The 24,373-nt window shown below is 68.5% G+C and carries 17 protein-coding genes and 1 other RNA gene; 4 read left to right on the top strand and 14 right to left on the bottom strand.

Annotation, left to right across the window (positions count from 1 at the left end):
* Nucleotides 1–2 precede the first annotated feature (2 nt).
* Both G3T14_RS06825 and G3T14_RS06830 read left to right on the top strand, forming a co-directional pair.
* Entirely contained in the window at nucleotides 3–1,334 is a 1,332-nt protein-coding gene (locus tag G3T14_RS06825) for an NAD(P)/FAD-dependent oxidoreductase (protein WP_163641311.1), read from the top strand.
* Nucleotides 1,335–1,374: 40 nt separating this feature from the next.
* Nucleotides 1,375–1,680 (top strand): hypothetical protein, encoded by a 306-nt coding sequence (locus G3T14_RS06830; RefSeq protein ID WP_163641312.1) that lies wholly within the window; start codon nucleotides 1,375–1,377, stop codon nucleotides 1,678–1,680.
* A 13-nt stretch (nucleotides 1,681–1,693) separates the two neighbouring features.
* Here the strand turns inward: G3T14_RS06830 and G3T14_RS06835 are convergent, their stop codons facing one another.
* The 11 genes from G3T14_RS06835 to gloA form a co-directional block, all read right to left on the bottom strand.
* Nucleotides 1,694–2,962 carry an O-antigen ligase family protein gene (locus G3T14_RS06835; protein WP_163641313.1) on the bottom strand — a complete coding sequence of 423 codons (1,269 nt, stop codon included), beginning with the start codon at nucleotides 2,960–2,962 and terminating at the stop codon, nucleotides 1,694–1,696.
* 87 nt (nucleotides 2,963–3,049) lie between these two features.
* Nucleotides 3,050–4,408 carry a UDP-N-acetylmuramoyl-L-alanine--D-glutamate ligase gene (gene murD, locus G3T14_RS06840; RefSeq protein WP_163641314.1) on the bottom strand — a complete coding sequence of 453 codons (1,359 nt, stop codon included), beginning with the start codon at nucleotides 4,406–4,408 and terminating at the stop codon, nucleotides 3,050–3,052.
* Nucleotides 4,408–5,490: a phospho-N-acetylmuramoyl-pentapeptide-transferase gene (gene mraY / locus G3T14_RS06845; RefSeq protein ID WP_163641316.1), complete on the bottom strand. Its 1,083-nt coding sequence runs from the start codon at nucleotides 5,488–5,490 to the stop codon at nucleotides 4,408–4,410. The genes murD and mraY overlap by 1 nt, the downstream gene beginning before the upstream one ends.
* A gap of 93 nt (nucleotides 5,491–5,583) precedes the next feature.
* The gene (locus G3T14_RS06850; RefSeq protein ID WP_163641318.1) at nucleotides 5,584–7,053 is read right to left on the bottom strand and encodes a UDP-N-acetylmuramoylalanyl-D-glutamyl-2,6-diaminopimelate--D-alanyl-D-alanine ligase; all 1,470 of its coding nucleotides are present in this window, start codon (nucleotides 7,051–7,053) and stop codon (nucleotides 5,584–5,586) included.
* On the bottom strand, nucleotides 7,050–8,534 hold the full coding sequence (locus G3T14_RS06855; RefSeq protein WP_163641320.1) for a UDP-N-acetylmuramoyl-L-alanyl-D-glutamate--2,6-diaminopimelate ligase: 1,485 nt from the start codon (nucleotides 8,532–8,534) through the stop codon (nucleotides 7,050–7,052). Before G3T14_RS06855 ends, G3T14_RS06850 begins: the two co-directional genes overlap by 4 nt.
* Nucleotides 8,531–10,294, bottom strand: coding sequence for a penicillin-binding protein 2 (locus G3T14_RS06860; protein ID WP_348645222.1), 1,764 nt, complete (start codon nucleotides 10,292–10,294; stop codon nucleotides 8,531–8,533). The genes G3T14_RS06855 and G3T14_RS06860 overlap by 4 nt, the downstream gene beginning before the upstream one ends.
* A gap of 78 nt (nucleotides 10,295–10,372) precedes the next feature.
* Complete coding sequence (locus G3T14_RS06865) at nucleotides 10,373–10,801, bottom strand: hypothetical protein (protein ID WP_163641322.1); 429 nt, start codon at nucleotides 10,799–10,801, stop codon at nucleotides 10,373–10,375.
* Nucleotides 10,798–11,847: a 16S rRNA (cytosine(1402)-N(4))-methyltransferase RsmH gene (rsmH, locus tag G3T14_RS06870; RefSeq protein WP_163641324.1), complete on the bottom strand. Its 1,050-nt coding sequence runs from the start codon at nucleotides 11,845–11,847 to the stop codon at nucleotides 10,798–10,800. Before rsmH ends, G3T14_RS06865 begins: the two co-directional genes overlap by 4 nt.
* Nucleotides 11,848–12,196: 349 nt before the next feature.
* Nucleotides 12,197–12,439, bottom strand: coding sequence for a type II toxin-antitoxin system prevent-host-death family antitoxin (locus G3T14_RS06875; protein WP_163641326.1), 243 nt, complete (start codon nucleotides 12,437–12,439; stop codon nucleotides 12,197–12,199).
* 131 nt (nucleotides 12,440–12,570) lie between these two features.
* Nucleotides 12,571–12,964, bottom strand: an RNA gene (gene rnpB, locus G3T14_RS06880) — RNase P RNA component class A.
* A gap of 227 nt (nucleotides 12,965–13,191) precedes the next feature.
* On the bottom strand, nucleotides 13,192–13,632 hold the full coding sequence (gene gloA / locus G3T14_RS06885; RefSeq protein ID WP_163641328.1) for a lactoylglutathione lyase: 441 nt from the start codon (nucleotides 13,630–13,632) through the stop codon (nucleotides 13,192–13,194).
* Nucleotides 13,633–13,781: 149 nt separating this feature from the next.
* Here gloA and pepN point away from each other — a divergent pair, with 149 nt between their 5' ends.
* Both pepN and G3T14_RS06895 read left to right on the top strand, forming a co-directional pair.
* Nucleotides 13,782–16,421, top strand: a complete 2,640-nt coding sequence (pepN, locus tag G3T14_RS06890; RefSeq protein ID WP_163641330.1) for an aminopeptidase N — start codon at nucleotides 13,782–13,784, stop codon at nucleotides 16,419–16,421.
* 208 nt (nucleotides 16,422–16,629) lie between these two features.
* Complete coding sequence (locus tag G3T14_RS06895; protein ID WP_163641332.1) at nucleotides 16,630–19,026, top strand: PAS domain-containing sensor histidine kinase; 2,397 nt, start codon at nucleotides 16,630–16,632, stop codon at nucleotides 19,024–19,026.
* A gap of 11 nt (nucleotides 19,027–19,037) precedes the next feature.
* Here the strand turns inward: G3T14_RS06895 and G3T14_RS06900 are convergent, their stop codons facing one another.
* Genes G3T14_RS06900 through G3T14_RS06910 form a run of 3 tightly spaced genes read right to left on the bottom strand, consistent with a single transcriptional unit; the run spans nucleotide 19,038 to nucleotide 24,078 of the window.
* Complete coding sequence (locus G3T14_RS06900) at nucleotides 19,038–21,941, bottom strand: bifunctional [glutamine synthetase] adenylyltransferase/[glutamine synthetase]-adenylyl-L-tyrosine phosphorylase (RefSeq protein WP_163641334.1); 2,904 nt, start codon at nucleotides 21,939–21,941, stop codon at nucleotides 19,038–19,040.
* The gene (locus G3T14_RS06905; RefSeq protein WP_348645223.1) at nucleotides 21,938–23,368 is read right to left on the bottom strand and encodes a HAMP domain-containing sensor histidine kinase; all 1,431 of its coding nucleotides are present in this window, start codon (nucleotides 23,366–23,368) and stop codon (nucleotides 21,938–21,940) included. The genes G3T14_RS06900 and G3T14_RS06905 overlap by 4 nt, the downstream gene beginning before the upstream one ends.
* Entirely contained in the window at nucleotides 23,368–24,078 is a 711-nt protein-coding gene (locus tag G3T14_RS06910) for a response regulator transcription factor (protein ID WP_163641377.1), read from the bottom strand. The genes G3T14_RS06905 and G3T14_RS06910 overlap by 1 nt, the downstream gene beginning before the upstream one ends.
* Between the last annotated feature and the right edge of the window lie 295 nt (nucleotides 24,079–24,373).

A 24,373-nucleotide genomic window follows, 5' to 3' on the forward strand; every position in this document is an offset into this window, starting at 1 on the left:
GTATGGTACCGGGCGAAACCGTGGACAACCTGCACCGCATCGTAGTCGTCGGCGGAGGAGCGGCGGGCTTGCAGCTCGCGACGAAGCTCGGCGACACATTGGGCAGATCGGGCAAGGCCCACGTCACCCTCGTCGACCGGGCCCGCACCCACATCTGGAAGCCGCTGTTGCACGAGGTCGCCGCCGGCAGCCTCGACGTCGGCCACCATGCGGTGGATTACCTCCACCACGCCCACCGGCACAATTTCCGCTATCGCATCGGCGAGATGACCGGCCTCGATCGGCAGGCGCGCACGATCCAGCTCGCCGCGAGCCACGATACGGAAGGCCGCGAGGTCACCCCCGTGCGCGCGATCCCGTACGACACCCTGGTGATGGCGGTGGGCTCGACGACAAACGATTTCGGCACGCCCGGCGTGAAGGACAACGCCATCGCGCTCGATACGCAGGGCCAGGCGGTGCGCTTCCACCAGCGCCTCGTGAACGGGATGCTGCGTGCCCACACCCAGGTCGGCCCGGTGCGGCCGGGCCAGCTCCACGTCACGGTGATCGGGGCCGGTGCCACCGGCACCGAGCTCGCGGCCGAGCTTCACCGCACCACCCGCGACGTGGCCTCCACCGGCCTCGACAAGATCGACCCGGCCAAGGACCTGAAGATCACCCTCGTGGAGGCGGCCCCCCGCATCCTCCCCGCCGTGCCGGAGCGGCTGTCCCGTGACGTCATGGTGCTGCTCGGCAAGATCGGCGTCGAGGTCCGGACCCAGGCCCGCGTCACCGAGGTCCGGGCCGATGGCGTACAGCTGGCCGATGGCGGCTTCATCCCGTCCGAGCTCGTGGTCTGGGCGGCGGGTGTGAAGGCCCCGCCGTTCCTGCAGGAGATCGGCGGCCTGGAGACCACGCGCAACAACCAGCTCGTGGTGACTCCGACGCTGCAGACCACCCGCGACCCCGACATCTTCGCGCTCGGCGATTGCGCCTATCTCGTCGAGAAGGGCTCGGACACCCCGATACCGCCGCGCGCCCAGGCCGCGCACCAGCAGGCGACCCACCTCATCAAGCAAATTCCGGCCAAGATCGCCGGCAAGCCGCTAAAACCCTTCAAGTATCGCGATTTCGGCTCGCTGGTCTCGCTCGGCGAGTACACCACCGTCGGCAGCCTGATGGGTTTCGTGCGGGGCAAGAACATGTTCATCGCCGGGCTGTTCGCCCGGATGATGTACCGCTCTCTGTACAAGATGCATGAGCGGGCGCTGCACGGCACGGTCAAGACGACCCTCGACGCCGTGGCGCGCGCGTTGACCCGCCGCACCGAGTCGCGGGTAAAACTGCACTGATGCGTAAACTGACCAATCGCGACACGACACGAGTTCAACGATGATCGACATCATCCAGGCGCTGCAGCACCGCAATCCGGGGCTCGGCCCCTATGTCCTGGTGCTGCGCGCCGATTCGCGGGCCCGCGACCTCGCCGAGCCGGCGCGCCTCAACGCGGAGGCGGAGGCGTGGATCGCGCAGCACACGCCGGGCGCACGCCTAAGCATGGAGAAGGTGCTGATCGCGCCCTATCCGGGGGCGATGCCGGCGGATCGCGACGTCACCGTGATGGCCTTCGCCGATGCGCGGCAGCTTGCGGCCTTTGCCACGGCATGGACCGGCGAGATCGAGCCGGACGAGGCCTGACGCCGTCTCCGGCTCAGCGTGAGTCCGAAGCGGTGCGGTTCGCCATCCAGCGCAGCCGGGCGGCCTCGAGCCCCCAGACGATCCCCAGCATCATGTAGACGTGACGCCACTTCTCGATGTCGATCTGCACCGCCTGCAGAAAGAACATCAACAGGGCCGGCCAGACGATCTGCGCATGGCGCCGGAACGGGGTGTCCAGCCTCATCAGCCGGAAACCGACGAAGCCGGTCGCCAGTACCAGGCCGATGAAGGCGACGCCGCCGAGCCAGCCGCCGTTGGAGAAGCTGCCGATATACGAATTGTGCGGCTCCAGCCCGAAGACGAGGCGCCAGCGCAGCGGCCCCATCCCGAGGGGTTCCTCCACCAGCATGCCGATTCCGCGCAGCTGGTTGCCGAAGCGCCCGGTTTCGCCCTCGTCGTAATCCTGGGTGACCGAAGCGCGCTTGGAAAACATCTCTGCGGTGTCGCCGATCGACATCAGGCCGACGATGGCGAGGACGGCGCCCACCGTCGACAGGGCGAGCAGGCCGACGATGCGCCGGCGCAGGGCCGTCGATGGCGTCGCGCGATAGACACTGGCCGCCATCAGGCCGGTGGCGATGAGGGAGCCGCCCCAGGAGCCGCGCGAGAACGACAGGAAGATGCCGGCCACGATGAGCAGCAGCATCGCCAGCGACAGCATCGGGCGCTTCGTCGTACCGAGCAGGAGCCCGTGCATCAGGTAGAGCGCGCCGAGCGTCAGGAACGAGCCGAACACGTTCGGGTCCTGGAAGGTGCCCGAGGCGCGCCCGTATTTGTAGAACAGGTCCTCGGTGGGGATGAACCCGAAATAGCCGACGATGCCGAAGGCGCCCGAGAGCAGGCAGCTCGCCACGTAGGTCTTCAGGGCGAGCTCCACCCGCGCCTGGGTGTCGTCGGCGAACAGCATCGAGAAGAAGATGCCGGTGATGGCGAGGTAGGCGAGCTGGATCGTCCAGGTCACCGGTAGCGGCTGGTCGAGATACGGCGTCAGCGCGATCACGATCGCGGAAACGTAGAGGATCAGCAGCCAGACCAGCGGCAGCATTCCGCGATGAAACCGCAGGCCGAGGCACAGCCACAGCAGGATCGTCGGGATCGCCACGATGTCGTAGGGCGAGGTATCGGAGAAGGCGAAGCACGCAAAGAAGATGAACGCCACGAGGAGCAGCGTCGCGAAGCGCCTCAGGACGGTGAGGACCGGAATCCGGCTCCAGGCCCCGGCCCGCCATGGCGATGCGGAGGCTGCGATCGTGGACGCCATACCGAGAACCACTCCGCGCGCCGCGAGGACGGCGCCTTACCGGCCGCCATCAGGCACGAGAATGGTTGAGATTTGGCGAAGGCCTTTTCAGCCCAGCGCCCGCACCAGCGCCCGGAACTGGTCGCCGCGATCCTCGAAGCTTCGAAACTGATCGTACGACGCGCAGGCGGGCGAGAGCAGGACGACGGGCTCGGGCGCCTCCGAAGCCGCCGCGGCCTGCGCCGCCATGGCGGTGGCGATGTCGAGGGTGCCACAACGGGTGTAGGGCACCACGCCGTCCAGGGTGGCTGCGAAGGCGTCGGAGGCCGCACCGATGAGATAGGCGTGGGCGACGCGGCCGAAGAGCGGCGCGAGCGGTTCGATCCCGCCCTCCTTGGCCTTGCCGCCGAGGATCCAATGCACGTCGTGGAAGGCGGTGAGCGCCTTCTCGGTGGAATCGGCGTTGGTCGCCTTGGAATCGTTGACGAAGAGCACGCGGCCGCGCCGGCCGACCTCCTCCATGCGGTGGGGCAGGCCGGGGAAGCTCTTGAGGCCGGCGGCGATCGTGGCCGGGGGCACGCCGAGGGCGCGCACCACGGCGAGGGCCACCGCGGCGTTCTGCCAGTTATGGGCGCCCCGCAGGGTGCCGATGCCGGTGAGATCGGCCAGGGGCGTCCCGTCGGCCGCGAACACGGCGGCCTCGCGCGCCGTCAAGTCCGCGCTGCCGGTTTCGTCGCCCACATGCACACGGATGACGGCACCGGTGAGCTCCGCCGCAATGGCCCGGCTCGGAGTGTCGTCGACGCCGATGATCGCGAGGTCCGCCCTCGCCACCAGCCGGGCCTTGATGCCGGCATAATCGGCCATGGTGCCGTGGCGGTCGAGATGGTCGGGGGTGATGTTGAGCAGCACCCCGATGCTCGGGGCGAGGGACGGCGTCAGGTCGATCTGGAACGAGGACAGCTCGATCACGTGGACCCGGTCTGGCGACGGCGGGGCCAGCGACAGGATCGCGGTGCCGATATTGCCGCCCATCTGCACGTCGCGCCCCGCTTGGCTGAGCACATGGGCGATCAGGGCGGTGGTGGTGGATTTCCCGTTGGTGCCGGTGATCGCCACGAAGGGGGCATCCGGCGCGATCCTGGCACGCTCGCGGCAGTACAGTTCGATGTCGCCGATGATCGGAATGCCGGCGGCTTTCGCGCGCTCCACCGTCCAGTGCGGAACCGGATGGGTCAGCGGCACCCCAGGGGCCAGGATCAGCGCGGCGAAATCCGACCAGTCGGCGTCGCGAAGATCAGAGGTGGTGATGCCCTGGTCCCGCGCGCGGGCGACGCTCTCGGGACTGTCGTCCCAGGCGCGCACCACTGCGCCGCCGGCGATCAGCGCCCGCACCGTGGCGAGCCCCGAGCCGCCCAGGCCGAACAGGGCGAGCGTACGGCCGGCGTAGGTGGTGGCGGGCGTCATCAGCGCAGCTTCAGCGTGGCGAGGCCGGCCAGCGCCAGGATCACGGCGATGATCCAGAACCGGATCACGACCTGCGGCTCCTTCCAGCCCTTCTGCTCGAAATGGTGGTGGATCGGCGCCATGCGGAAGACGCGCTTGCCGGTGAGCTTGAACGAGGCGACCTGGATGATCACCGACATGATCTCCAGCACGAACAGGCCGCCGACGATGGCGAGCACGATCTCGTGCTTGGTGGCAACCGCCACGGTGCCGAGCAGGCCGCCGAGCGCCAGCGAACCGGTATCGCCCATGAAGATCTGCGCGGGCGGAGCGTTGAACCACAGGAAGCCGAGGCCCGCCCCGATCACGGCGCCGCAGACCACCGCGAGTTCGCCGGTGTCGCGGATGTAATTCACCTGAAGATAGTTCGCATAGAACGAGTTGCCGACGAGGTAGGCGATGACGCCGAAGGTGCCGCAGGCGATCATCACCGGGACGATGGCGAGGCCGTCGAGGCCGTCGGTGATGTTCACCGCATTGCCGGCACCGACGATGACGAAGCCGGCGAACAGCAGGTAGAACCAGCCAAGGTTCAAGAGCGCGTCCTTGAACACCGGGAAAGCGAGCTGGTTCTGCAGGGCGGGAGCCGAATAGATCGAGATCAGCAGGCAGGCGGCGATCGCGATGGCGGCTTCGAGCGCGAGGCGGAACTTGCCGGAGAACCCCTTGTGCGACTGCTTCGTCACCTTGAGGAAATCGTCGTAGAAACCGATGGCGCCGAACCCGAGGGTCACCGCGAGCGTCACCCAGACATAGTGGTTGCGCGGGTTGGCCCAGAGCAGGATCGCCACGATGGCGCCGGCCAGGATCATCAGCCCGCCCATGGTCGGCGTGCCGCGCTTGATCAGGTGGCTCTGCGGGCCGTCTTCGCGGATCGGCTGGCCCTTGCCCTGGCGCAGGCGCAGCAGGGAGATGATCAACGGCCCGAACCAGAACACGAACAGGCCGGCGGTGAACAGCGCGCCGCCGGTGCGGAAGGTGATGTAACGGAACACGTTGAGGGCCGAGACGGTGCCGCTCAGATCCGACAGGAGATACAGCATCCAGCACCCGGCCGCGGTTTTACAAGGAATCTCTCCGGGCATGGGACAGGCCGCGTGCCTGTTCCCTCCCGGCCGTTCGGATCCGCGTCGGCGTCACAGCGCCAGCGACGGCTCGTTCTGATCGTTGGCGCCCGCGTACCGGGCTTTGAGAGCTTCGACAATCCGGCCCATGCGGATGCTGTTCGATCCCTTGATCATCACGGCATCGCCAGCACGCAACGTGGCAAGCACGGAATCGAGGAGTTCGCCGGAGGTCGCGGCCGCGACGCCGCGCCGGCTGAGCGGCATGGCCTCGAACAGGTGGCGCATCAGCGGACCGGCCGTGAAGACGAGATCGACCTGCGCGGCGTCCACCGCCGCGGCGAGATCGCGGTGGTGCGCCTCGGCGCTTCCGCCGAGTTCCAGCATGTCGCCGAGCACTGCGATGCGGCGCCCGCGCGGGCCGGTCTCGATGGTCGATAGGGTCGCCAGGGCGGCGCGGATCGAGGCCGGGTTGGCGTTGTAGCTTTCGTCGACGAGGAAGGCTTCGCCCGTGCCGATCCGCAAGGCGGTACGCTCGCCGCGTCCCACCGGCGGCTTCAGCGCCGCCAGCGACAGAGCGGCCAGGGCGAGATCGGCGCCGAGGGCATGGACCACCGCCATGACGCCGAGCGAGTTCATCGCCGTGTGCCGGCCGGGCGTGCCGAGCTGATAGGTGACCGGAATGCCCATCACCGTAGCGTCGACCACCGACAGGTCGGGGCGCAGGACGATACGCGAGGCACGGACATCGGCGTCGGGATGTTCGCCGAAGGTGACGACACGGCCCGCCTTCGAGGCCTGCGCGTGGGCGAGCAACCGCGAAAAGCTCGGATTGTCGCGGTTGAGGATCGCCGTACCGCCCGCGCCGAGCCCCGAAAAAATCTCGCCCTTGGCGTCGGCGATGGCCGACAGCGACGCGAAATGCTCGATATGCACCGGCTCGACCGTGGTGATCAGCGCGATGTCCGGCCGGACCATGGCGGTGAGCGGCACGATCTCGCGGGGGTGGTTCATGCCGATCTCGAACACGCCGTAATCCGTATCGGCCGGCATCCGCGCGAGGGTCAGGGGCACGCCCCAATGGTTGTTGTACGAGGCGATGGAAGCGTGCGTCCGGCCTTGGGCGGACAGGACATGGCGCAGGGCCTCCTTGGTTCCGGTCTTGCCCACTGAACCGGTGACCGCGACGATGCCGGCATGGCTGCGGGCCCGGGCGGCGAGTCCGAGTTTTCGCATGGCATCGAGCGCCGGGTCGTCGTCGCCGCCCGCGACGGCCAACACTGCGCCGGCCCCGGCGAATTCGTCCGCGCGATCGGCCGCCACCACGGCCGCGCCCGCGCCGCGTGACAGGGCATCGCGCACGAAGTCGTGCCCGTCCCGCGCCTCGCCCCGGATGGCGAAGAACAGGTCGCCGGGCGCCAGGGTGCGGGTATCGATGGAGGCGCCGCGGATCGGCTTCGGAACGCCGTGCAGGGTCCCACCGGTGGCGGCCTCGAGGGATTCCGCCGTCCAGAGGGGTGCGGGGGTCTGGGCGTTGGTCATGAGGTGCGTTCCGCGATCGCCGCCCGGAGCACGTCGTGGTCCGAGAAGGGCAGAACGCTTGTGCCGACGATCTGGCCGGTTTCATGGCCCTTGCCGGCCACGACGAGAACGTCGCCGGGCGCCAGCGACCGGACCGCGGTGCGGATCGCCTCGGCACGGTCGCCGATCTCTATGGCCCCCGGGGCAGCGGCCAGGATCGCGGCGCGGATCGCGGCCGGGTCCTCGCTGCGCGGGTTGTCGTCGGTGACGATGACGGCGTCGGCGCGAGCGGCGGCGATGGCGCCCATCAGCGGGCGCTTGCCGCGGTCGCGGTCACCGCCGCAGCCGAAGACGAGGTGGAGCCTGCCGGACGCAAAGGGGCGCAGCGCGGTAAGTACGCTGTCGAGAGCCTCGGGCTTGTGGGCGTAGTCGACGAGGCAGAGGGCGCCGTTGACCTCGCCGATGCGCTCCATGCGGCCCGGCACCCCGATGAGGTGTTCGAGGGCGGCGATGACGCCGACGCGATCGGAATTGCCCGCCGGGGTCGCCAGCACGAGGCCGGCGGCCAGCAAGGCGTTCTCGACCTGGAAGGCGCCGACGAGGGGCAGCCGGACCGCATAATCCTCGTCGAGCTGGCGATGCAGGCGGCCGGGCGCACGCAGGTGCAGCCGCTGGTGAAAACCGTCGGTCTCGGCATCGAGAAGCTTGATCGTCTCGCCCTTGCGGCCGGTGGTCCGGACGAGAAGCTTGTGCGCGAAGGCCGCCGCGATCACCCGATCGGCATAGGCGCCGTCGGCATTGATCACCGCGGGAATGCCGGGCTCCGCCAGGGTCGTGAACAGCCTGAGCTTGGCGGCGAGATACTCCTCGATCGTCGCATGATAATCGAGGTGGTCGCGCCCGAGATTGGTGAAGCCCACCGCCGTGAGCCGCACCCCGTCGAGACGGCGCTGCTCGATGCCGTGCGAGGACGCTTCCATGGCGAGATCGGTGATGCCGTCGCGGGCGAGGCCGGCGAGGGTCCGGTGCAGGGTGACCGGGTCCGGCGTGGTGAGCGAGCCGTAGCTGGCGCCCCGATTGGTGACGATGCCGACGGTGCCGAGGCTCGCCGAGTCCCGACCGATCCGGCTCAGGATCTGGCGTACGAAATCCGCCACCGAACTCTTGCCGCTGGTGCCGGTGACCGCGACCACGCTCTCGGGCTGGCCGGGATGGAAACGCGCCGCACCGAGCGCGAGGGCGCGCCGCACGTCCGGGACGGTGAGATACGGAACGGCGGCGTCGAGATCGTCCGGCCGCTCACCCTCGCCGACCACGGCGACGGCGCCGGCTGCCGCAGCCTTGGCGGCGAACAGGCGCCCGTCGGCCACGGTCCCGGGCACCGCCACGAACACGCATCCGGGCGCGACATTCCGCGAATCCGCCGTCAGCCCGGTGACGGGCCATGTCGCGAAGGCGGCCTCGGCCTCCGGGAACAGCTCGCCAAGGGTCGGCGCGTTCATCGCCCGTCGACCTTGTCGGCGTGATAGGCGCCGAGTTTCACCATCAGCGGGAACGGCTTCACCGGCGGATCGAATTGCGGCGGCAGGCCGAGGATGGGGGCGACGCGCTGAATGACCCGACCGGTGACGACGCCTGAATTCCAGGCGGCGGTGGCGTAGTGACCGGACTCCGCGGCAACCGCCTGCGGCTCGTCCATGATGGTGACGAACAGGTATTTCGGCTTGTCCATGGGGGCGGCCGCCATGAAGGTCGTGAACAGGCGATTCTTGCTATAGCGGCCGTGGATCACCTTCTCGGCGGTGCCGGTCTTGCCGCCGACATAGTAGAGCGGGATCGCCGCCTTCTTGGCCGAACCTTCGGTGGCATTGAGGCGCATGATGAAGCGCATCGCCTCGCTGGTCTCGGGCTTGAGGACGCGGGTCGCCTTCTTCAGTGCGTCGGCCTCGGTGGTCTTGAGGAAGGTCGGCACGATGAGGTTGCCGCCGTTGGTGATGGCGCCCACCGCCGCCGCCGCTTGGAGCGGTGCCACGGCCAGACCGTGGCCGAACGCGATGGTGATGGTGTTGATCTCGGTCCAGCGCGACGGGACGATCGGCTCGGCGCTCTCGGGCAGTTCCGTCCGCATCCGGTCGGTGAGCCCCATCTTCTTCAAGAAGGCCTTGTGGCCGGTCACGCCGATGCCGAGCGCCATCCGGGCCGATCCGATGTTGGACGAGTGAACAAACACCTCCGGCATCGTGATGATCCGGTTTTCCGGGTGATAATCGTGGATCTTCTGGCGCCCCCAATTGAGCACGCCGCCACGGGTGTCGAATGTCGAGTTGACGTTGTACTTGCCGGAATCGAGCGCCATGGCCAGCGTCATGGCCTTGAAGGTCGAGCCCATCTCGTAGACGCCGACGTTCATGCGGTTGATGCGGTCGGGGGTCAGCGCCTCGGCCGGATCGTTCGGGTCGAAATCGGGCAGAGACGCGAGCGCGATCACCTCACCGGTGGTCACGTCGAGGATCATGCCGGCGGCGGCCTTGGCCTTGAAGTGGTCGATGCCCCAGGCGAGTTCCTCGCGGAGCGCGAATTGCGCCCGCAGGTCGAGGGAGAGCTGCACCGGCTTGAGGTCGGTCTGCTTGGCCACCAGGCCGAAATCGTTGAGCGCCTTGTTGCCCTGCGTGTCGATGTATTTCTCGATGCCGGCGATGCCGATATTGTCGAGGTTCGAGAAGCCGAGTACGTGCGCGGCGGCGACACCGTTGGGGTAGACGCGCTTGTGATCGGGCAGGAAGCCGATGCCGGGGATGCCCAGGCGATGCACCTCGGCCTGCTGCTTCGGGGTGATCTCACGCTTGACCCAGACGAAGCCCTTCTTCGTCGAGAGCTTGGCGCGCAGCTCCGTGGCGTTGAGCTGCGGCAGAACGGCGGTGAGGAGTTCCACCGCCTCGTCCTTGTCGTAGATGTTGCGCGGTTCGGCGAAGACCGAGACCGTGCGGATATCGGTGGCGAGGATCTCGCCGTTGCGGTCGACGATGTCGGGCCGGATGGCGGTGGTGGCCGCCGCGGCGACGCGGTGTTCGCCGTTATCCGCATCCGGGAACGCGGCCATCGACATCAGGCGCACGCCGATGGTGGCGAACACCACGGCAAAGCCCAAGCCGACGAGGCCGACGCGCGCATAGGAGCGCTCGATCGCGAGATGGAACATCGCGCGGATCGCGACGGCGAACCGGTTGGCCACCTTCGGCGACTGGGGCACGGCGTCCACCACAATGGGCTCGGCCTCGACCTCGGCCGGCTGCGAATCGTGGGACGGGGTATCGTGGGATACGTCTTGCGACACGGATGACTACCTCGAAGCCGTGGTCGGTGTTCTGGTGGTGGTCGTGCGGGGCGTGACGCTGCCGGTGGTGCGCGGCTCGTCGCCACTGCGACCGGCCACGGGCTTCTCCTTGGGCGTCGCGGTGGCCGCGAGCAGGCGGCCGATCTCGTCGCCGCGGTCGGGCCGCACCGGCAGGTCCGAGAACCGGCCGAGATGGGCGGTGCCGATGGGCTCCAGGGCGAGATGGCGCTCCACCGCCGCCTGCAGGCGGTCGGGCCGGGTCAGCAATTGCCATTCGGCGCGCAGCACCGCGATGGCCTGACGCTCCCTGTGGAGCTGGCTCGTCGCCTTCGAGACCTGGCTCGACTGATACAGCGTGTCGTATTTGATCGAGTAGGCGTAGATCGCCGAGCCGATGAGGCCCATCACCGCCAGAAGGTTGAGCAAACGGATCACCGGCGCGCTCCTCCGCTTCTGCCCGTCCGCTCCGGCAGGGCGGCGAGGGTCTCGATGGCGGCCAGAGGTGCCGGCGCGGGCGTGTCCGTGCGCTCCACCGCGCGCAGCTTGGCCGACCGGGCGCGCGGGTTCCTATGGATCTCGGCGTCGGAGGGCAGCACCGGCCCCTTGGTCACCGCAGTGAAGCTGCGTGGGGTCGGCATCGCGACGCTCGGCACGTGGCGCGAGGCCTGGGCGGCCCGGCCGCTGCGCGCCGAGAAGAACTGCTTCACGATGCGATCTTCGAGGGAGTGGAACGTCACCACGGCGAGCCGGCCGCCGGGCTTGAGGATGCGTTCGGCGGCATGCAGCGCCTGGACGAGCTCGCCGAGTTCGTCGTTCACCGCGATGCGCAGGCCCTGGAAGGTCCGGGTCGCCGGGTGGATGCCGCTCGCCGGGTCGGCCCAGACCACGCTGCCGACGATCTCGGCCAGCGCTCCGGTGGTCTCGATCCGGCCCTTGCGACGCGCTTCGATGATGGCGCGGGCGACGGCGCGCGAACGGCGCTCTTCGCCATAGTGATAGATGATGTCGGCCAGATCGGCCTCGTCGGCCTCGTTGACGAGGTCGGCGGCGCTCTGCCCGTCACGCTCCATGCGCATGTCGAGGGGACCGTCGTTGCGGAACGAAAAGCCGCGCTCGGGCTGGTCGATCTGCATCGAGGAGACGCCGATATCGAGAACGACGGCGTCGGCCTCGGCATGGCCCTCGGCACGTACGGCGGCATCGAGGCTGCCGAAGCGGCCCGGCACCAGGGTCAGGCGCCCTTGGGCCGATTCCACGAGGGGGGCGCCCCCGGCGATGGCGCCGGGATCGCGGTCGATGGCGATGACGTGCACGTTCGGATCGGCCTCGAGCATCGCGCGGGTGTAGCCGCCCGCGCCGAAGGTGCCGTCGACGGCGAGCGCCGAACCGGAGAGATCGAGGGCTGCCAGCACCTCGGCGAGCAGCACCGGGACGTGCGGGGCGCCGGGCACGGGCCGCGGCGGACGCGGAGCGCGCGTCATCGCACCGATTCCGGGATCAGATGAGTGAACATCGACAATTCGACCGTGATGGTGCGGCGCATGCGTCCCTTCCACGAGGCTGGGCCGCCGAGGTGCGGCGCGGAGAGACGGAACCGGGCGAGACCGGCGCGGAACGCAGCCGCGCGCACGGACGGCTGGCCCACGATCGCGGACTGCGTCCGTCGATCCGAAAATCGCCGCTGACGGGATGAATCGGGGTACCATGGGCCTCTGAGCGCCGTCAACGAACCAGGCCGCACGGGTCGGCCAGGGTCGATCAGACCTCAGCAAGGTTAACCGAGGGTAAGTTTTCGGAGGGAATGACGGCCTGCTGTGGCAACGTGATTCCTCAAAGGTCGAGGTCGCGAAGCCCTGCGCCGTTTCGATCCGGCAGGTCGTCGTCTACCAGCGGAGACGCGGCCAGAAGGCGCCCCCGGCTCGGTCCCGGCGACAGGTTCTTCCCGTCGGACCAGCACACCGGCATGGCGTCCTTGCAGCCATTGGGCGTGGTCGGGAATTCTTCTTCGCTCAGCGCTTCGTCGGTCGCGTCCGAGAGTTTGGCCCGGGCATCTTTGAAGCGGATTTCACGCATGGACCCCGATCCCCGTTCGATCGCCGTGACCACAGCGACCGGCTTCCGGATCACGAAATCGGATCGACCGTCGCCCGGCCTCGGTCACCCCGGACGTCGGCCAGGTGGCGCATTCGCGACCAAGGGAAAAGTGGATCAGCCGGCCTATAAGCCGGGTTCTGTAGGGCCGGGAGCACGGGGCTCCCGACGTGGCGGCCATTCCTCTGGGACGATCGTTGCCGATACGCCTCGAGCAACCAACCCGGGCGACGGGCCTGGAGAGAGGGCCTGACGGGCCGTGAGGCCTGCCGTGTCGCCCCTATTCGGTCTTGCTCCCGGTGGGGTTTGCCGTGCCGTCCGCGTTGCCGCGTCCGCGGTGCGCTCTTACCGCACCCTTTCACCCTTACCTTGCAAGCAAGGCGGTCTGCTCTCTGTGGCACTGTCCCTGGGGTCGCCCCCGCCGGACGTTATCCGGCACCGTCTCTCCATGGAGCCCGGACTTTCCTCCCCGGACCTGACGTCCGGAGCGGCCGCCCGGCCGACTGATCCGGCGCGGATGTGCGCCGCCGACGAAGGTCAGGTCAAGCGCGCCGAGGCCTTTCCGGACGCGACGTGGAGATTTCGGCGACCCGGTTGCGGCGCGGACGGCCCGGATCGGATGGCTGGTCTCGGCCGAGGGCAGCCAAACTGGGATCACGCCAGCCCCGAGGCAGACGCGCACCGACCATGACCATCCAGGGAGGCCGGGACCGGCCTCCCTGGATGGTTTCCGACTACCAGGAGCCGGTGTTTTCCATCGACTTCCAGGGCTCCTGCGGCGGCTTGGCATCGCCCTTCTGGAGCAGCTCGATGGAGATGCCGTCGGGCGACTTCACGAAGGCCATGTTTCCGTCGCGCGGCGGCCGATTGATGGTGATTCCGGCCTCGTGCAGCTTGGCGCAGAAGGCGTAGATGTCGTCGACCTCGTAGGCGAGGTGGCCGAAGTTGCGGCCACCCGAATAGCTCTCCGGGTCCCAATTGTGGGTGAGCTCGATCACCGGCGCCTGGGTCTCCTGGGCCGTGGCGGCATCGCCGGGGGCAGCGAGGAAGACCAGGGTGAAGCGGCCCTTGTCGTTGTCGACCCGACGGATTTCGGTCAGGCCGAAGGTGTCGACATAGAAGGCGAGCGCCCGGTCGAGGTCGGCCACGCGGACCATGGTGTGCAGGAATCGCATCGTTTCAAACTCTCCGGTTGCTGCGGGCTATGTGGTCGCCCTCACCTGTCAGTCAACGCCGAGCGGGCGGGTCGCGGTGGCGTTGCGCGCGCCACCGAAGCGATCCAAGAGAAGCCTCCCGAGACAAAGGCGTCAAAGGCGAGGCTTCCATGCGCACCGAAAACCCGATCCTGATCCAGCTCGCCGATTATCGTCCGAGCGACTATCTGATCGATCGGGTCATCCTCGACGTGGACCTCCATGCGCATGAGAGCCGGGTCAAGGCCGAGTTGACCCTGCGCCCGAACCCGGCGGGCATCGCCGGAGCGCCGCTGGTGCTCGACGGCGAGGACCTCACGCTCCTGTCGCTCGAACTCGACGGCCGGGCCCTGGCATCCGACGCCTACGCGATCACGGCCACCGCCCTCACCCTGGCGCAGCCGCCGAACCGACCCTTCAAGCTCACGATCCGGACGCAGGTCGACCCGACCGCCAACACGCGGCTGATGGGGCTGTATCGCTCGGGCGGGGTCTACTGCACCCAGTGCGAGGCCGACGGCTTCCGGCGGATCACCTACTTCCTCGACCGCCCCGACGTGATGGCGGTCTACACCACGCGGATCGAGGCGGACCGAGACGAGGCGCCGGTGCTGCTCGGCAACGGCAACCTGCTCGAATCCGGTGAGGCCGCCCCGGGCCGGCACTTCGCGGTGTGGCACGATCCCCACCCCAAGCCCGCCTATCTCTTCGCCCTCGTGGGCGGCCGGCTCGACCGGCTCGGCGGCCACTTCACAACCAGCGAGGGCCGCAGCATTGAACTCGGCGTCTATGTCGAGCCGGGCAAGAGCGCCCGGGCCGCCTACGCGCTCGACGCCACCCTGCGTGCGATGGCCTGGGACGAGACCGCGTTCGGGCGTGCCTACGACCTCGACGTGTTCAACGTCGTCGCCGTGTCGGACTTCAACATGGGCGCGATGGAGAACAAGGGCCTCAATATCTTCAACGACAAATACGTCCTCGCGAGTGCGGAGACCGCCACCGACAGCGATTACGCCGGTATCGAGACCGTGATTGCGCACGAATACTTCCACAACTGGTCGGGCAACCGCGTCACCTGCCGCGACTGGTTCCAGCTCTGCCTGAAAGAGGGCCTCACGGTCTTCCGCGATCAGGAATTCTCGTCCGACATGCGCTCGCGCGCCGTCCACCGCATCGGCGAGGTCCGCACCCTGCGCGCCCGCCAATTCCCCGAGGATGCCGGGCCTCTCGCGCATCCGGTGCGCCCGAAGCACTATGCCGAGATCAACAACTTCTACACGGCCACGGTCTACGAGAAGGGCGCCGAGATCGTCCGGATGCTGCGCACGCTGATCGGCGCATCCGCCTTCCGCGCCGGCATGGACCGCTACTTCGCCGAGTGCGACGGGACCGCCGCCACCGTCGAGGATTTTCTGGACGCCTTCGCCGCCGTGACGGGGCGCGATTTGTCGGACTTCGCCCGCTGGTACGAACGGCCGGGTACGCCGAAGGTCTCGGTGACCGGCACCTACGATGCAGGCGCGCAAACCTACCGGCTCGACTTCAGCCAGAGCCTGGCGGGATCGGACGACACCACGCCCCTGGTGATCCCCGTGGCGCTCGGCCTCGTCGGCCAACAGGGCCCGATCGACGCGGCCAGCGACCGGGTGCAGGACGGCGTCTTCGTTCTGTCCGAGAGCGCCGACACGCTGACCTTCACGAACGTGCCGGAGGCGCCGGTCCCGTCGCTGTTCCGCGGGTTCTCGGCCCCGGTGCGGATCGTCATGACGCTGAGCGATGCCGACCGCCTCACGTTGCTGCGCCACGATTCCGATCCGTTCAACCGCTGGCAAGCCGGACAGAGCGTCGCCATGCGCCTCCTCACCGAGCGGGCGATGGCCGGCGCTGCCGAGGCCGACTCGGCCGGACCGGACGCGAGCGCCTTCGTCGATGCGCTCGGCGGCTTTCTCGATGCGGAAGCCTTGGCCGATCCGGCCTTCGCGGCTCTGATGCTCGGCCTTCCCGGCGCGGGCGATGTCGCCGGCGAGATCGGCGCGAACATCGACCCCGATGCGATCCATGCCGCCCGCCTGACCCTGCGGCGCCATATCGGTCACGGTCTCATGGGGCGTCTGCACGGCCTGCGCGACGCCCTGGCCGACCCGGCCGATGCGGCGTTCAGCCCGGACGCCGCGGCCGCGGGCCGGCGTTCGCTGCGCAATGTGGCCCTCGACCTGATCGCGGCCGGAGATCCCGCCTCGGGTGCCGACCTCGCCGCGGAACAGATCGCAGCGGCGACCACCATGACCGACCGCCTCGCCGGGCTTTCGGTCCTCGCCACGATTCCCGGGCCGCAACGGGAAGCGGCGCTCGCGGCCTTCGCCACGCGGTATCGTGACGAGCCCCTCGTCCTCGACAAATGGTTTGCGATTCAGGCCGGCATCGCGGAGGCGGACACACCGCAGCGTATCGCCGCGCTGCAACAGCATCCGGCGTTCGCGATGACCAATCCGAACCGGGTGCGGGCGCTGATCGGGGGCTTCAGCATGGGCAATCCGACCCAGTTCAACCGGCCCGACGGCGCCGGTTATGCCCTTGTCGCACAGGCGATTCTCACCATCGACAAGAGCAATCCGCAGCTTGCTGCGCGGCTCCTCACGGCCTTCGGATCGTGGCGCATGCTGGAGCCTGTCCGGCGTGATCGGGCCGAAGCCACAGTGCGGGAAATTCATGCCGCGCCCGGCCTGTCCCGCGATGTCGCCGACATCCTGGCCCGGACTCTGGCCGGCTAGGCAAGCCCTTCCAGAACAACGCCTTTCCCGAATCGGTCGGCTGGCGCGTTTCGCGTCTGCGGGCACGCGGCTGTCAATGATTCGCGCAAGAAAGCCGTGGACAAATCCTCTGTGGAAATGTTGATATGAATACGATTCGAAGCGTGACTCGTTAGGGCGAATTTCAGCCCGTTTTCACCGACTCACTTCCTAGCCGCGGGGTTTGACCATGCTGGAGGCGGATTCCGCTTCCCTCTCCGCGCGTGCGGATACGATTCTTGGCATTCACCGGCCTCAGGAGGCCGCGCATGTCAGGTTCGTGCGAGCCGAGACTTGGCTCCGCTACGCGCTGCCGGCCCTGTTCGCGACGTTCCTCATCTGCCTCGCCGCGGTGTCGACCCTTCTTCTGCAGTCCCAGCGCGAGGAGGTGATCCGAGCCGCCATCACCGACGTCGAGGCCTTCACCCGGCTGTCCGTCGCCGCTTTGTCCGACGCCGAGACCAGTGGCGCGAACGCCGCGTCGGGCATCCATCGCCGGCTCGGTGAGCTCCTTCCCGCGGGGCTGATCCATACCGGGAGGCAGATCCTGGTGGTCTCGCCGGCCGATACCATCGTGGCGGCCAATCCTCCGATGTCCGGCCCGGCCCATACGCTGACGGACCATATCGGCGAGATGCAGGCCCTGACCACGCTCGGCGAGCGCGCCGGGGTGATGACCCTCACCCTCGCCAACGGCCAGACCGCCATCGGTGCCATCCGCAACCTTCCCGACGGAAGGGGACAGGTCGCCGTGTTCCAGCCGTTGGCGGACATCACCGCCGCGTGGACCGCGCGCATGCGCAACCAGGCGATCCTGCTCGGCGCCGCCGCCCTCGTGATCATCGGCACCGGCGTCGCCTATGCGCTGCAGACCCGCCGCGCCCATGCGGTGGACCGCGTCTGCGAAGCGATCAAGCAACGCCTCGACACCGCACTGGGCCGCGGCCGTTGCGGCCTCTGGGACTGGGACATCCCGCGCGGGCGCATCTACTGGTCGGACTCGATGTACGCGCTGCTCGGGTACAACCGCGAGCGCGAGTTCCTGTCCTTCGGCGACGTCAACGCATTGGTGCATCCCGAGGACGGCGACCTCTACAGCCTCGCCCGCCATCTCGCCGCCAGCCAATCCACCGTCGACCACGAGTTTCGCGTGCGCGGCGCCTCGGGTAGCTGGGTCTGGATGCGGATGCGGGCCGAGATCGTGCCCGATTCCATCGATGGCGGGCGCCACCTCGTCGGCATCGCCCTCGACGTCACCGAGCAGCGCAATCTCGCCGAGCAGAATGCCACCGCCGACATGCGCCTGCGCGATGCGGTGGAGGCGATCTCGGAAGCCTTCGTGCTGTGGGACACCGGAAACCGCCTCGTCCTGTGCAACTCGAAGTTCCGGCATCTGCACGCCCTCAGCCCCGAGGATGCGGTTCCGGGCAAGGGTTACGGCGAGATCATGGGCCGGGGCGTCCTGCCTCCGATCCGCCGCGAGCTGCGCGACAGCGAGACCACTGCCGGCGCCACGTCCCGGACCTTCGAGGCCGAGCTGACCGACGGGCGCTGGCTCCAGATCAGCGAACGCCGCACCAAGGACGGCGGCTACGTCTCCGTCGGCACCGACATCACCAGCCTCAAGCAGCACCAGGAGCGGCTCGTCACCTCCGAGCGCGAGTTGATCGAGACAGTGCGCGACCTGAAGCGCTCGCGCCGCACCCTCGAACTCCAGACCCAGCAGCTCGCCGATCTGGCCGAGCGCTACCTCGACCAGAAGGCCCAGGCCGAAGGCGCGAACCAGGCGAAATCCGAGTTCCTCGCCAACATGAGCCACGAGTTGCGCACGCCGCTCAACGCGATCATGGGCTTTGCCGAACTCATGGAGAGCGAGGTCTACGGCGCGCTCGGTTCGCCGCGCTACACCGACTATTGCCGCGATATCCGGTCGAGCGGCGACTATCTGCTCTCGGTCATCGACGACATCCTCAACATGTCGCGCATCGAGGCGCACAAGGTGAAGCTCGCCAAGCGCGAGATCGCGGTGGACACCGCCATCGAGGGTGCGCTCAAGCTCGTCGCCGAAGCGGCACGGGCGAAATCGCTCACCGTGAACGTCGACGTGGTGGAAGGGCTGTCGGTCCTCGCCGATGAGCGAGCCCTGCATCAGATCCTGGCCAACCTCATCCAGAATGCGGTGAAGTTCACGCCCAGCGGCGGCGATGGACGGATCATCGTCAAGGCGCGCCCGGCCGGCGACACCGTCCATATCTACGTCGAGGATACCGGGATCGGCATCCCGAAATCGGCCCTGCGCCGGCTCGGTGCGCCGTTCCAGCAGGTGGAGACCAACCTGACCCGGAGCCACAAGGGCTCGGGCCTCGGCCTCGCCATCGCCCGCTCCATGGCGGAACTGCACGGAGGCGCCCTGCGCATCCGTTCGCAGGAGGGCCTCGGCACCATCGTTCTGGTGCGTCTTCCGGTACCGACCCCGGAGCGCCTGCGGGACGTCGCCGCCGAGACGACGCAGGATACGGTCGCCTCGCTGCGCGAGGCCGTCGGCGCCACGGCCCGGCGACTGGAGCTCGAGCCGGCTCCGGTCTGATCGCCGCGGGATCAGCCGAGCAGCCGGTCGAACAAAGTCCGTATGTCGGCACGGCGCTCGTCGAGCAGTGCCGCCAGGCGGCCCGCTTCGGGCAGCCCCATGGCGACGGCGAGCCGGGTCATCGCCACTGTCGAGGCCTGGGCCGGATCGCCCTCGACCATCAGCCGCTGCCAGTGGATCACGTCGTCGAACAGCCGATAGGCACCAGCGAGCCGTTCCGCCGCGTCGGTCGCGAGAAGCTCGGCATTCGCCGCATAGGCAAAGACCTCCACCGCATTCAGATCGACGAGCCCCGGATGGCGGCTGCCATGGCCGAGGACGAGGGCCTGGGCGAGGAAGTCGAGGTCGAGCAGACCACCGGGCGCGAGCTTTAGGTCGAGGGGGCCGGAATAGCCTTTCTCGCTCTCGACCACGTCGCGCATCGCCCGGACGGCGCGGTTGACGTCGGCTACCTCCCGCGGTTGCGCCACGATGGTGCGGATCAGGGCGTTCAGATCGGCGCCGAGGCCGGCATCACCCGCCACCACCCGCGCGCGGGTCAGCGCCATATGCTCCCAGAGGTCGGCCTCGCCATCGTGATAGGCGCGAAAGCTGCGCACTTGCACCGCCACCGGCCCCTGGCCGCCGCCTGGGCGCAGGCGCAGGTCGACCTCGTAGAGATGTCCACGCCGGGTCGGTACCGTCAGCGCAGCGACGACCCGCTGGGTCAGGCGATTATAGGCCACCGCCGCATCGAGCGGCTTGGGGCCGGCGCTCATGCGGTCGTCATTGTCGAAATCGTAGACCACCACGAGATCGAGGTCGGAATCGGCGGTGAGCTGCCAGGCGCCGAGCCGCCCGAGGCCCAGGATGGCGAGGCGCCCGTTCGGCACGGCCCCGTGATCGGCAAAGAAGGCATCGGACACCTGCGCCAGCGCTGACGCGACCACGGTATCGGCGATGACCGCATAGGCGCGGCCCGCCTCCACCGGCGAGAGGATGCCGGAGAGCAGCCGCGCGCCGGTGAGGAAGCGCATCTGCCGGGCGGCGTCGCGGCTGCGGTCGAGGAAGTCCTCGTGGTCGGACGGGCGCCCGAGCAGGGCCCGGTAATGCGCGCCGATACTCTCGGGGTCGATGGCGGCGTCGGCGAAATCCCGGTCGATCACCGCATCGAGGACATGCGGGCTGAAGGATACGGTCTCGGCCAGACGCGGCGCGGTGCCGAGGAGGTCGGCGAAGAGCAGGCGCAGGCGCTCGTTGGATTTCAGGATGGTGAGGAGTTCGAGGGCCGCCGGCATCCGGCCGAAGGCCCGGTCGAGGGTGTCCAGGGCCGTATCGGGCTCGGCGGTGCCGCCCAAAGCCTGCATCAGCGCCGGAACGAGTTCGGTCAGCACCTCGCGCGTCCGTGCCGTGCGCACGGCGGGCCGGCGCCCGAAATGCCAGCCGCGCACGGTCTCGGCAGCCTGCTCGGGGTTGCGAAAGCCGAGCTTGGCCAAAGTCGCGAGGGTGGCCGGATCGTCGCCGGTGCCGCTGAAGACGAGATCACCCACCGCCGAGGACAGGTCGGGCTCCGCCTCGAACAGCAGTGCGTAATGCGCCTGGACCCGCCGGGCATGGTGCAGCAGCGCCGCCTCGAACGCACCCAGCGTGGCGAACCCGGCGAAGCGGGCGAAGCCGTCCAGCTCGGCCGCGTCCGCCGGCAGGCGCTGGGTCTGCTCGTCGCGCACCATCTGCAGCCGGTGCTCGATGGTGCGCAGGAAATCATAGGCCGCCGTGAGTTCGTCACGGGCCTCCGCATCGATCCAGCCATCGGCGACGAGGCCGGACAGCATCGCCACGGTGCCCCGGCCGCGCAGATCGGGTCGGCGGCCGCCGAAGACGAGTTGCTGGGTCTGGACGAAGAACTCGATCTCGCGGATACCGCCGCGCCCGAGCTTGATGTCGTGACCCGCCACCGCGATGGTGTCGTGCCCGCGCACCGCATGGATCTGGCGCTTCATCGCATGCACGTCGGCGATGGACGCGAAATCGAAATACTTCCGCCAGACGAACGGTTTCAGGTCGGCGAGGAAGCGCTCGCCGGCCGGGATGTCGCCGGCCATCGCCCGCGCCTTGATGTAGGCCGCCCGCTCCCAGTTCTGCCCGAGGGTCTCGTAATAGAGGTAGGCCGAGTTCAGCGAGAGCGCCGTGGGGGTCGAGCCGGGGTCCGGCCGCAGACGGTAATCGACGCGGTGGACGTAGCCATCGGCGGTGCGCTCCTGGAGGAGCTTGGCCATCCCCTGCGCCAGCTTGGTGAAGAACGGGGTCGGCTCGAGGCCCGGCTTCAGGGGCGCCGTTTCGGGATCGAAGAACACCACCAGGTCGATGTCGCTGGAATAGTTCAGCTCACCCGCCCCGTGCTTGCCCAGCGCCAGAACGATGAGGCCGGACCCGGTCTGCGGATCCGTCGCATCCGGCAGCACGAAGCGGCCGGCGGCGGCGGCCTGGAGCAGCATCGCATCGGCGGCAGCCCGCACCGACGCATCGGCGAAATCCGACAGCGCCGCCGTCACCGTGGCGAGCGGCCATACTCCGCCGATATCGGCCAGCGCCACCAGCAGCGCATGCTCGGCGCGGTTTTGGCGAAGCACCGCTGCGATCGCGGGCAGATCGGGTTCGGCAGCGGTCCGGCCCGCATCCCTCTGGCGCGCCACGAGGTCCGCATTCGACACCTCCGGCGCTTGTTCCATGAGGGCGACCAGTCGCTCGGGCGCCCGCGCCACCAGCTGCCATAGGAACGGAGAATGGTCGGCGATCCCCAGGAGAAGCGCGCGCAGGGGCGGGTCGAGGAAGCCATCGGGAAACGCCACGTCGGCCAGCCGCGCAGCCGCCGCTTCGGGATCGGACAAAACCGGGGCCCGGGTCAGTCGAGCGCGAAGGCTGCCCTGCGGATTCATGGGGGATCTCCGGCGACAAGGGCCGGCAAGGTTATCACGGCACGCAGGCCCGGCGCATGGTCCTCCAGCGTCAGGGAGCCGTGGTGCAGGCGCACCACCGCATTGACGAGGCTGAGGCCGAGGCCGAATCCGGGCCGCGAGCGCGCCTCCTCCAATCGGACGAAGCGATCGAGGACCCGCCCACGTTCCTCCGGTGCGATACCGGGGCCACGATCCGCGACGCTGAGGCGAATGGTTTCGCCCACGCGCTCGGCGGCGACGTGGACCGCACCACGCTCCCCGCCATACTTCACCGCATTGTCGACGAGGTTGGCGAGCGCCTGCCCGACGAGTTCGCGATTGCCGCGCAGCCTCAAGCCGTCCGACGCTTCCACCGTGAGCGACAGTCCCTGCTCGGCGGCGAGCGGTTCGTAGAGTTCGGCGACCTCATGCGCCACATGGCCCCCGTCGAATTCCGACAGGCCCTCAGCGGCATTGCCGTCCTCCAGCCGCGCGATCATCAGGAGCGCGTTGAACACCCGGATCAGGCCGTCGCTCTCCTCGATCACCCCCTCCATCGCTGCGCGCAGAGCGTCGGGCGTTGCGGCGGTCCGGAGCGCCTCCTCGGCCCGATTGCGCAGGCGGGTGAGCGGCGTCTTGAGGTCGTGGGCGATGTTGTCGGAAACGTCGCGCAGCCCCCGCATCAACTCACCGATGCGCTCCAGCATCTCGTTGAGATTGCGGGCGAGACGATCGAGCTCATCGCCGTTGCCCGCCACCGCGAGACGCCCGTCGAGATCGCCGGCCATGATCCGCCGGGTGGTCTCGGTCATCGCATCGACGCGCTTGAGGACGCGGCTCGCCACGAACCAGCCGCCGACGACGCCGAGCAGCACCACGAGCCCCACCGACGAGCCGAAGGTGCGCCCGATCACCGAACGCAGGCGGTCGCGCTCCTCGACATCGCGGCCGACGATGAGGCGAAAGCCACCGGGCAGCACGAAGATCCGCATGATCGCGCGATGGTCGAGGCTCTTGGATTCGCCGTTGCGGGCATAGGCCGATTCGGTCTGGCCCGGCTCGGCGATCACTCCCGCGGGCAAAGTTCCGACATTGCCGACGACACGCTCGCCGGCCGCCGTGGTGACGAGGTAGAGCGAGGCACCGGGTTCGCCGGCCCGTCGCTCGACCACGGCGATGAGCCGCCGCAAGCCGCCGGCATTGTATTGCTCGGACAGGCCGTTGATCTCGGCCTCGATGGTGGAGACCATCTGGTCGTCGAGCACACGGCTGGCGTTCCAGGCGACGTAGCCGAGCGCCAGGAACGCGAACGTGGCGAACACCACCAGATAGGCGAAGGACAGCTTGAAGGCCGTCGTCCGGAACAGGTTGAGAAGACGCCCGGGCGCCTGCTCGTCGCGGATCGCCGAGCGTCCGGCCTTCGGGATCACGCGGTTCCTGCCGGACTGCGCGTCTCGTCGACACGAAGCACGTAACCGGTCCCGCGCACCGTATGCAGGATGGGCCGGTCGAAATCCTTGTCGATCTTGGCGCGCAGACGCGAGACGTGGACGTCGATCACGTTGGTCTGTGGATCGAAATGGTAGTCCCAAACATGCTCGAGCAGCATGGTTCGGGTCACCACCTGCCCGGCATGGCGCATGAGGTATTCGAGCAGGCGGAATTCGCGCGGCTGCAGAACGATCTCCTGGCCGGCGCGGCTGACGCGGTGCGACAGCCGATCGAGTTCGAGGTCGCCGATGCGGTAGGCGGTGGATTCACCGGTCCCGCCGCCGGCGCCACGGCGCCGCGCCAGGATTTCGGCCCGGGCGAGCAGTTCCGAGAACGCATAGGGCTTGGGCAGGTAATCGTCGCCGCCGGCGCGCAAGCCCTTCACCCGGTCGTCGACCTGACCCAGTGCCGAGAGGATCAGGACCGGCGTCGTCACCTCCTGCTCGCGTAGGGAACGGATCAGGGACAGCCCGTCGAGCTTCGGCAGCATCCGGTCGACGATGAGCATGTCGTAATCGCCCTCCCGCGCCAGCGCGTAGCCGTCGAGCCCATCATGGGCCTGATCGGGAACGTGACCGGCCTCGCGAAAGGCCTTGACGAGGTAGGACGCCGCCTCGCGGTCGTCCTCGATGATGAGCAGGCGCATGGGGCCGGACGATACGGTGTCGACGGCCCTCGGGAAACCGGATTGTCCTGTCGGCATCATTGGCCCCTCCCCTTTCGGTGGCGAGGAACAGCCATGGGACAAACGGCCTTGCACCATCCTGGCGCGATCATGACCATTCGGTAATACGCATACGCCGAACGCAAAAATGCCGCCTCGGAAAGAGGCGGCCTTTTTGATGCGACGTATCGTTCAGGGTAATGTGTTGGTTGGTTGGTTGGTTGTTGTTCTTGTCCTGTGCAGGTCTGGCGGCGACCGACTCTCCCGTGTCTTGAGA

Source organism: Methylobacterium sp. BTF04 (genome assembly GCF_010692745.1).
Lineage (GTDB): Bacteria > Pseudomonadota > Alphaproteobacteria > Rhizobiales > Beijerinckiaceae > Methylobacterium.

Coding starts and splice junctions, on each gene's coding strand:
- G3T14_RS06835 (WP_163641313.1), bottom strand. CDS start 2,962: ATGGCGTCCACGATCGCAGCCTCCGCATCGCCATGGCGGGCCGGGGCC.
- G3T14_RS06875 (WP_163641326.1), bottom strand. CDS start 12,439: ATGCGTGAAATCCGCTTCAAAGATGCCCGGGCCAAACTCTCGGACGCG.
- gloA (WP_163641328.1), bottom strand. CDS start 13,632: ATGCGATTCCTGCACACCATGGTCCGCGTGGCCGACCTCGACCGGGCG.
- G3T14_RS06830 (WP_163641312.1), top strand. CDS start 1,375: ATGATCGACATCATCCAGGCGCTGCAGCACCGCAATCCGGGGCTCGGC.
- G3T14_RS06855 (WP_163641320.1), bottom strand. CDS start 8,534: ATGAACGCGCCGACCCTTGGCGAGCTGTTCCCGGAGGCCGAGGCCGCC.
- rsmH (WP_163641324.1), bottom strand. CDS start 11,847: ATGACGCGCGCTCCGCGTCCGCCGCGGCCCGTGCCCGGCGCCCCGCAC.
- G3T14_RS06900 (WP_163641334.1), bottom strand. CDS start 21,941: ATGAATCCGCAGGGCAGCCTTCGCGCTCGACTGACCCGGGCCCCGGTT.
- pepN (WP_163641330.1), top strand. CDS start 13,782: ATGCGCACCGAAAACCCGATCCTGATCCAGCTCGCCGATTATCGTCCG.
- murD (WP_163641314.1), bottom strand. CDS start 4,408: ATGACGCCCGCCACCACCTACGCCGGCCGTACGCTCGCCCTGTTCGGC.
- mraY (WP_163641316.1), bottom strand. CDS start 5,490: ATGCTGTATCTCCTGTCGGATCTGAGCGGCACCGTCTCGGCCCTCAAC.
- G3T14_RS06825 (WP_163641311.1), top strand. CDS start 3: ATGGTACCGGGCGAAACCGTGGACAACCTGCACCGCATCGTAGTCGTC.
- G3T14_RS06850 (WP_163641318.1), bottom strand. CDS start 7,053: ATGACCAACGCCCAGACCCCCGCACCCCTCTGGACGGCGGAATCCCTC.
- G3T14_RS06910 (WP_163641377.1), bottom strand. CDS start 24,078: ATGCGCCTGCTCATCATCGAGGACGACCGCGAGGCGGCGTCCTACCTC.
- G3T14_RS06895 (WP_163641332.1), top strand. CDS start 16,630: ATGCTGGAGGCGGATTCCGCTTCCCTCTCCGCGCGTGCGGATACGATT.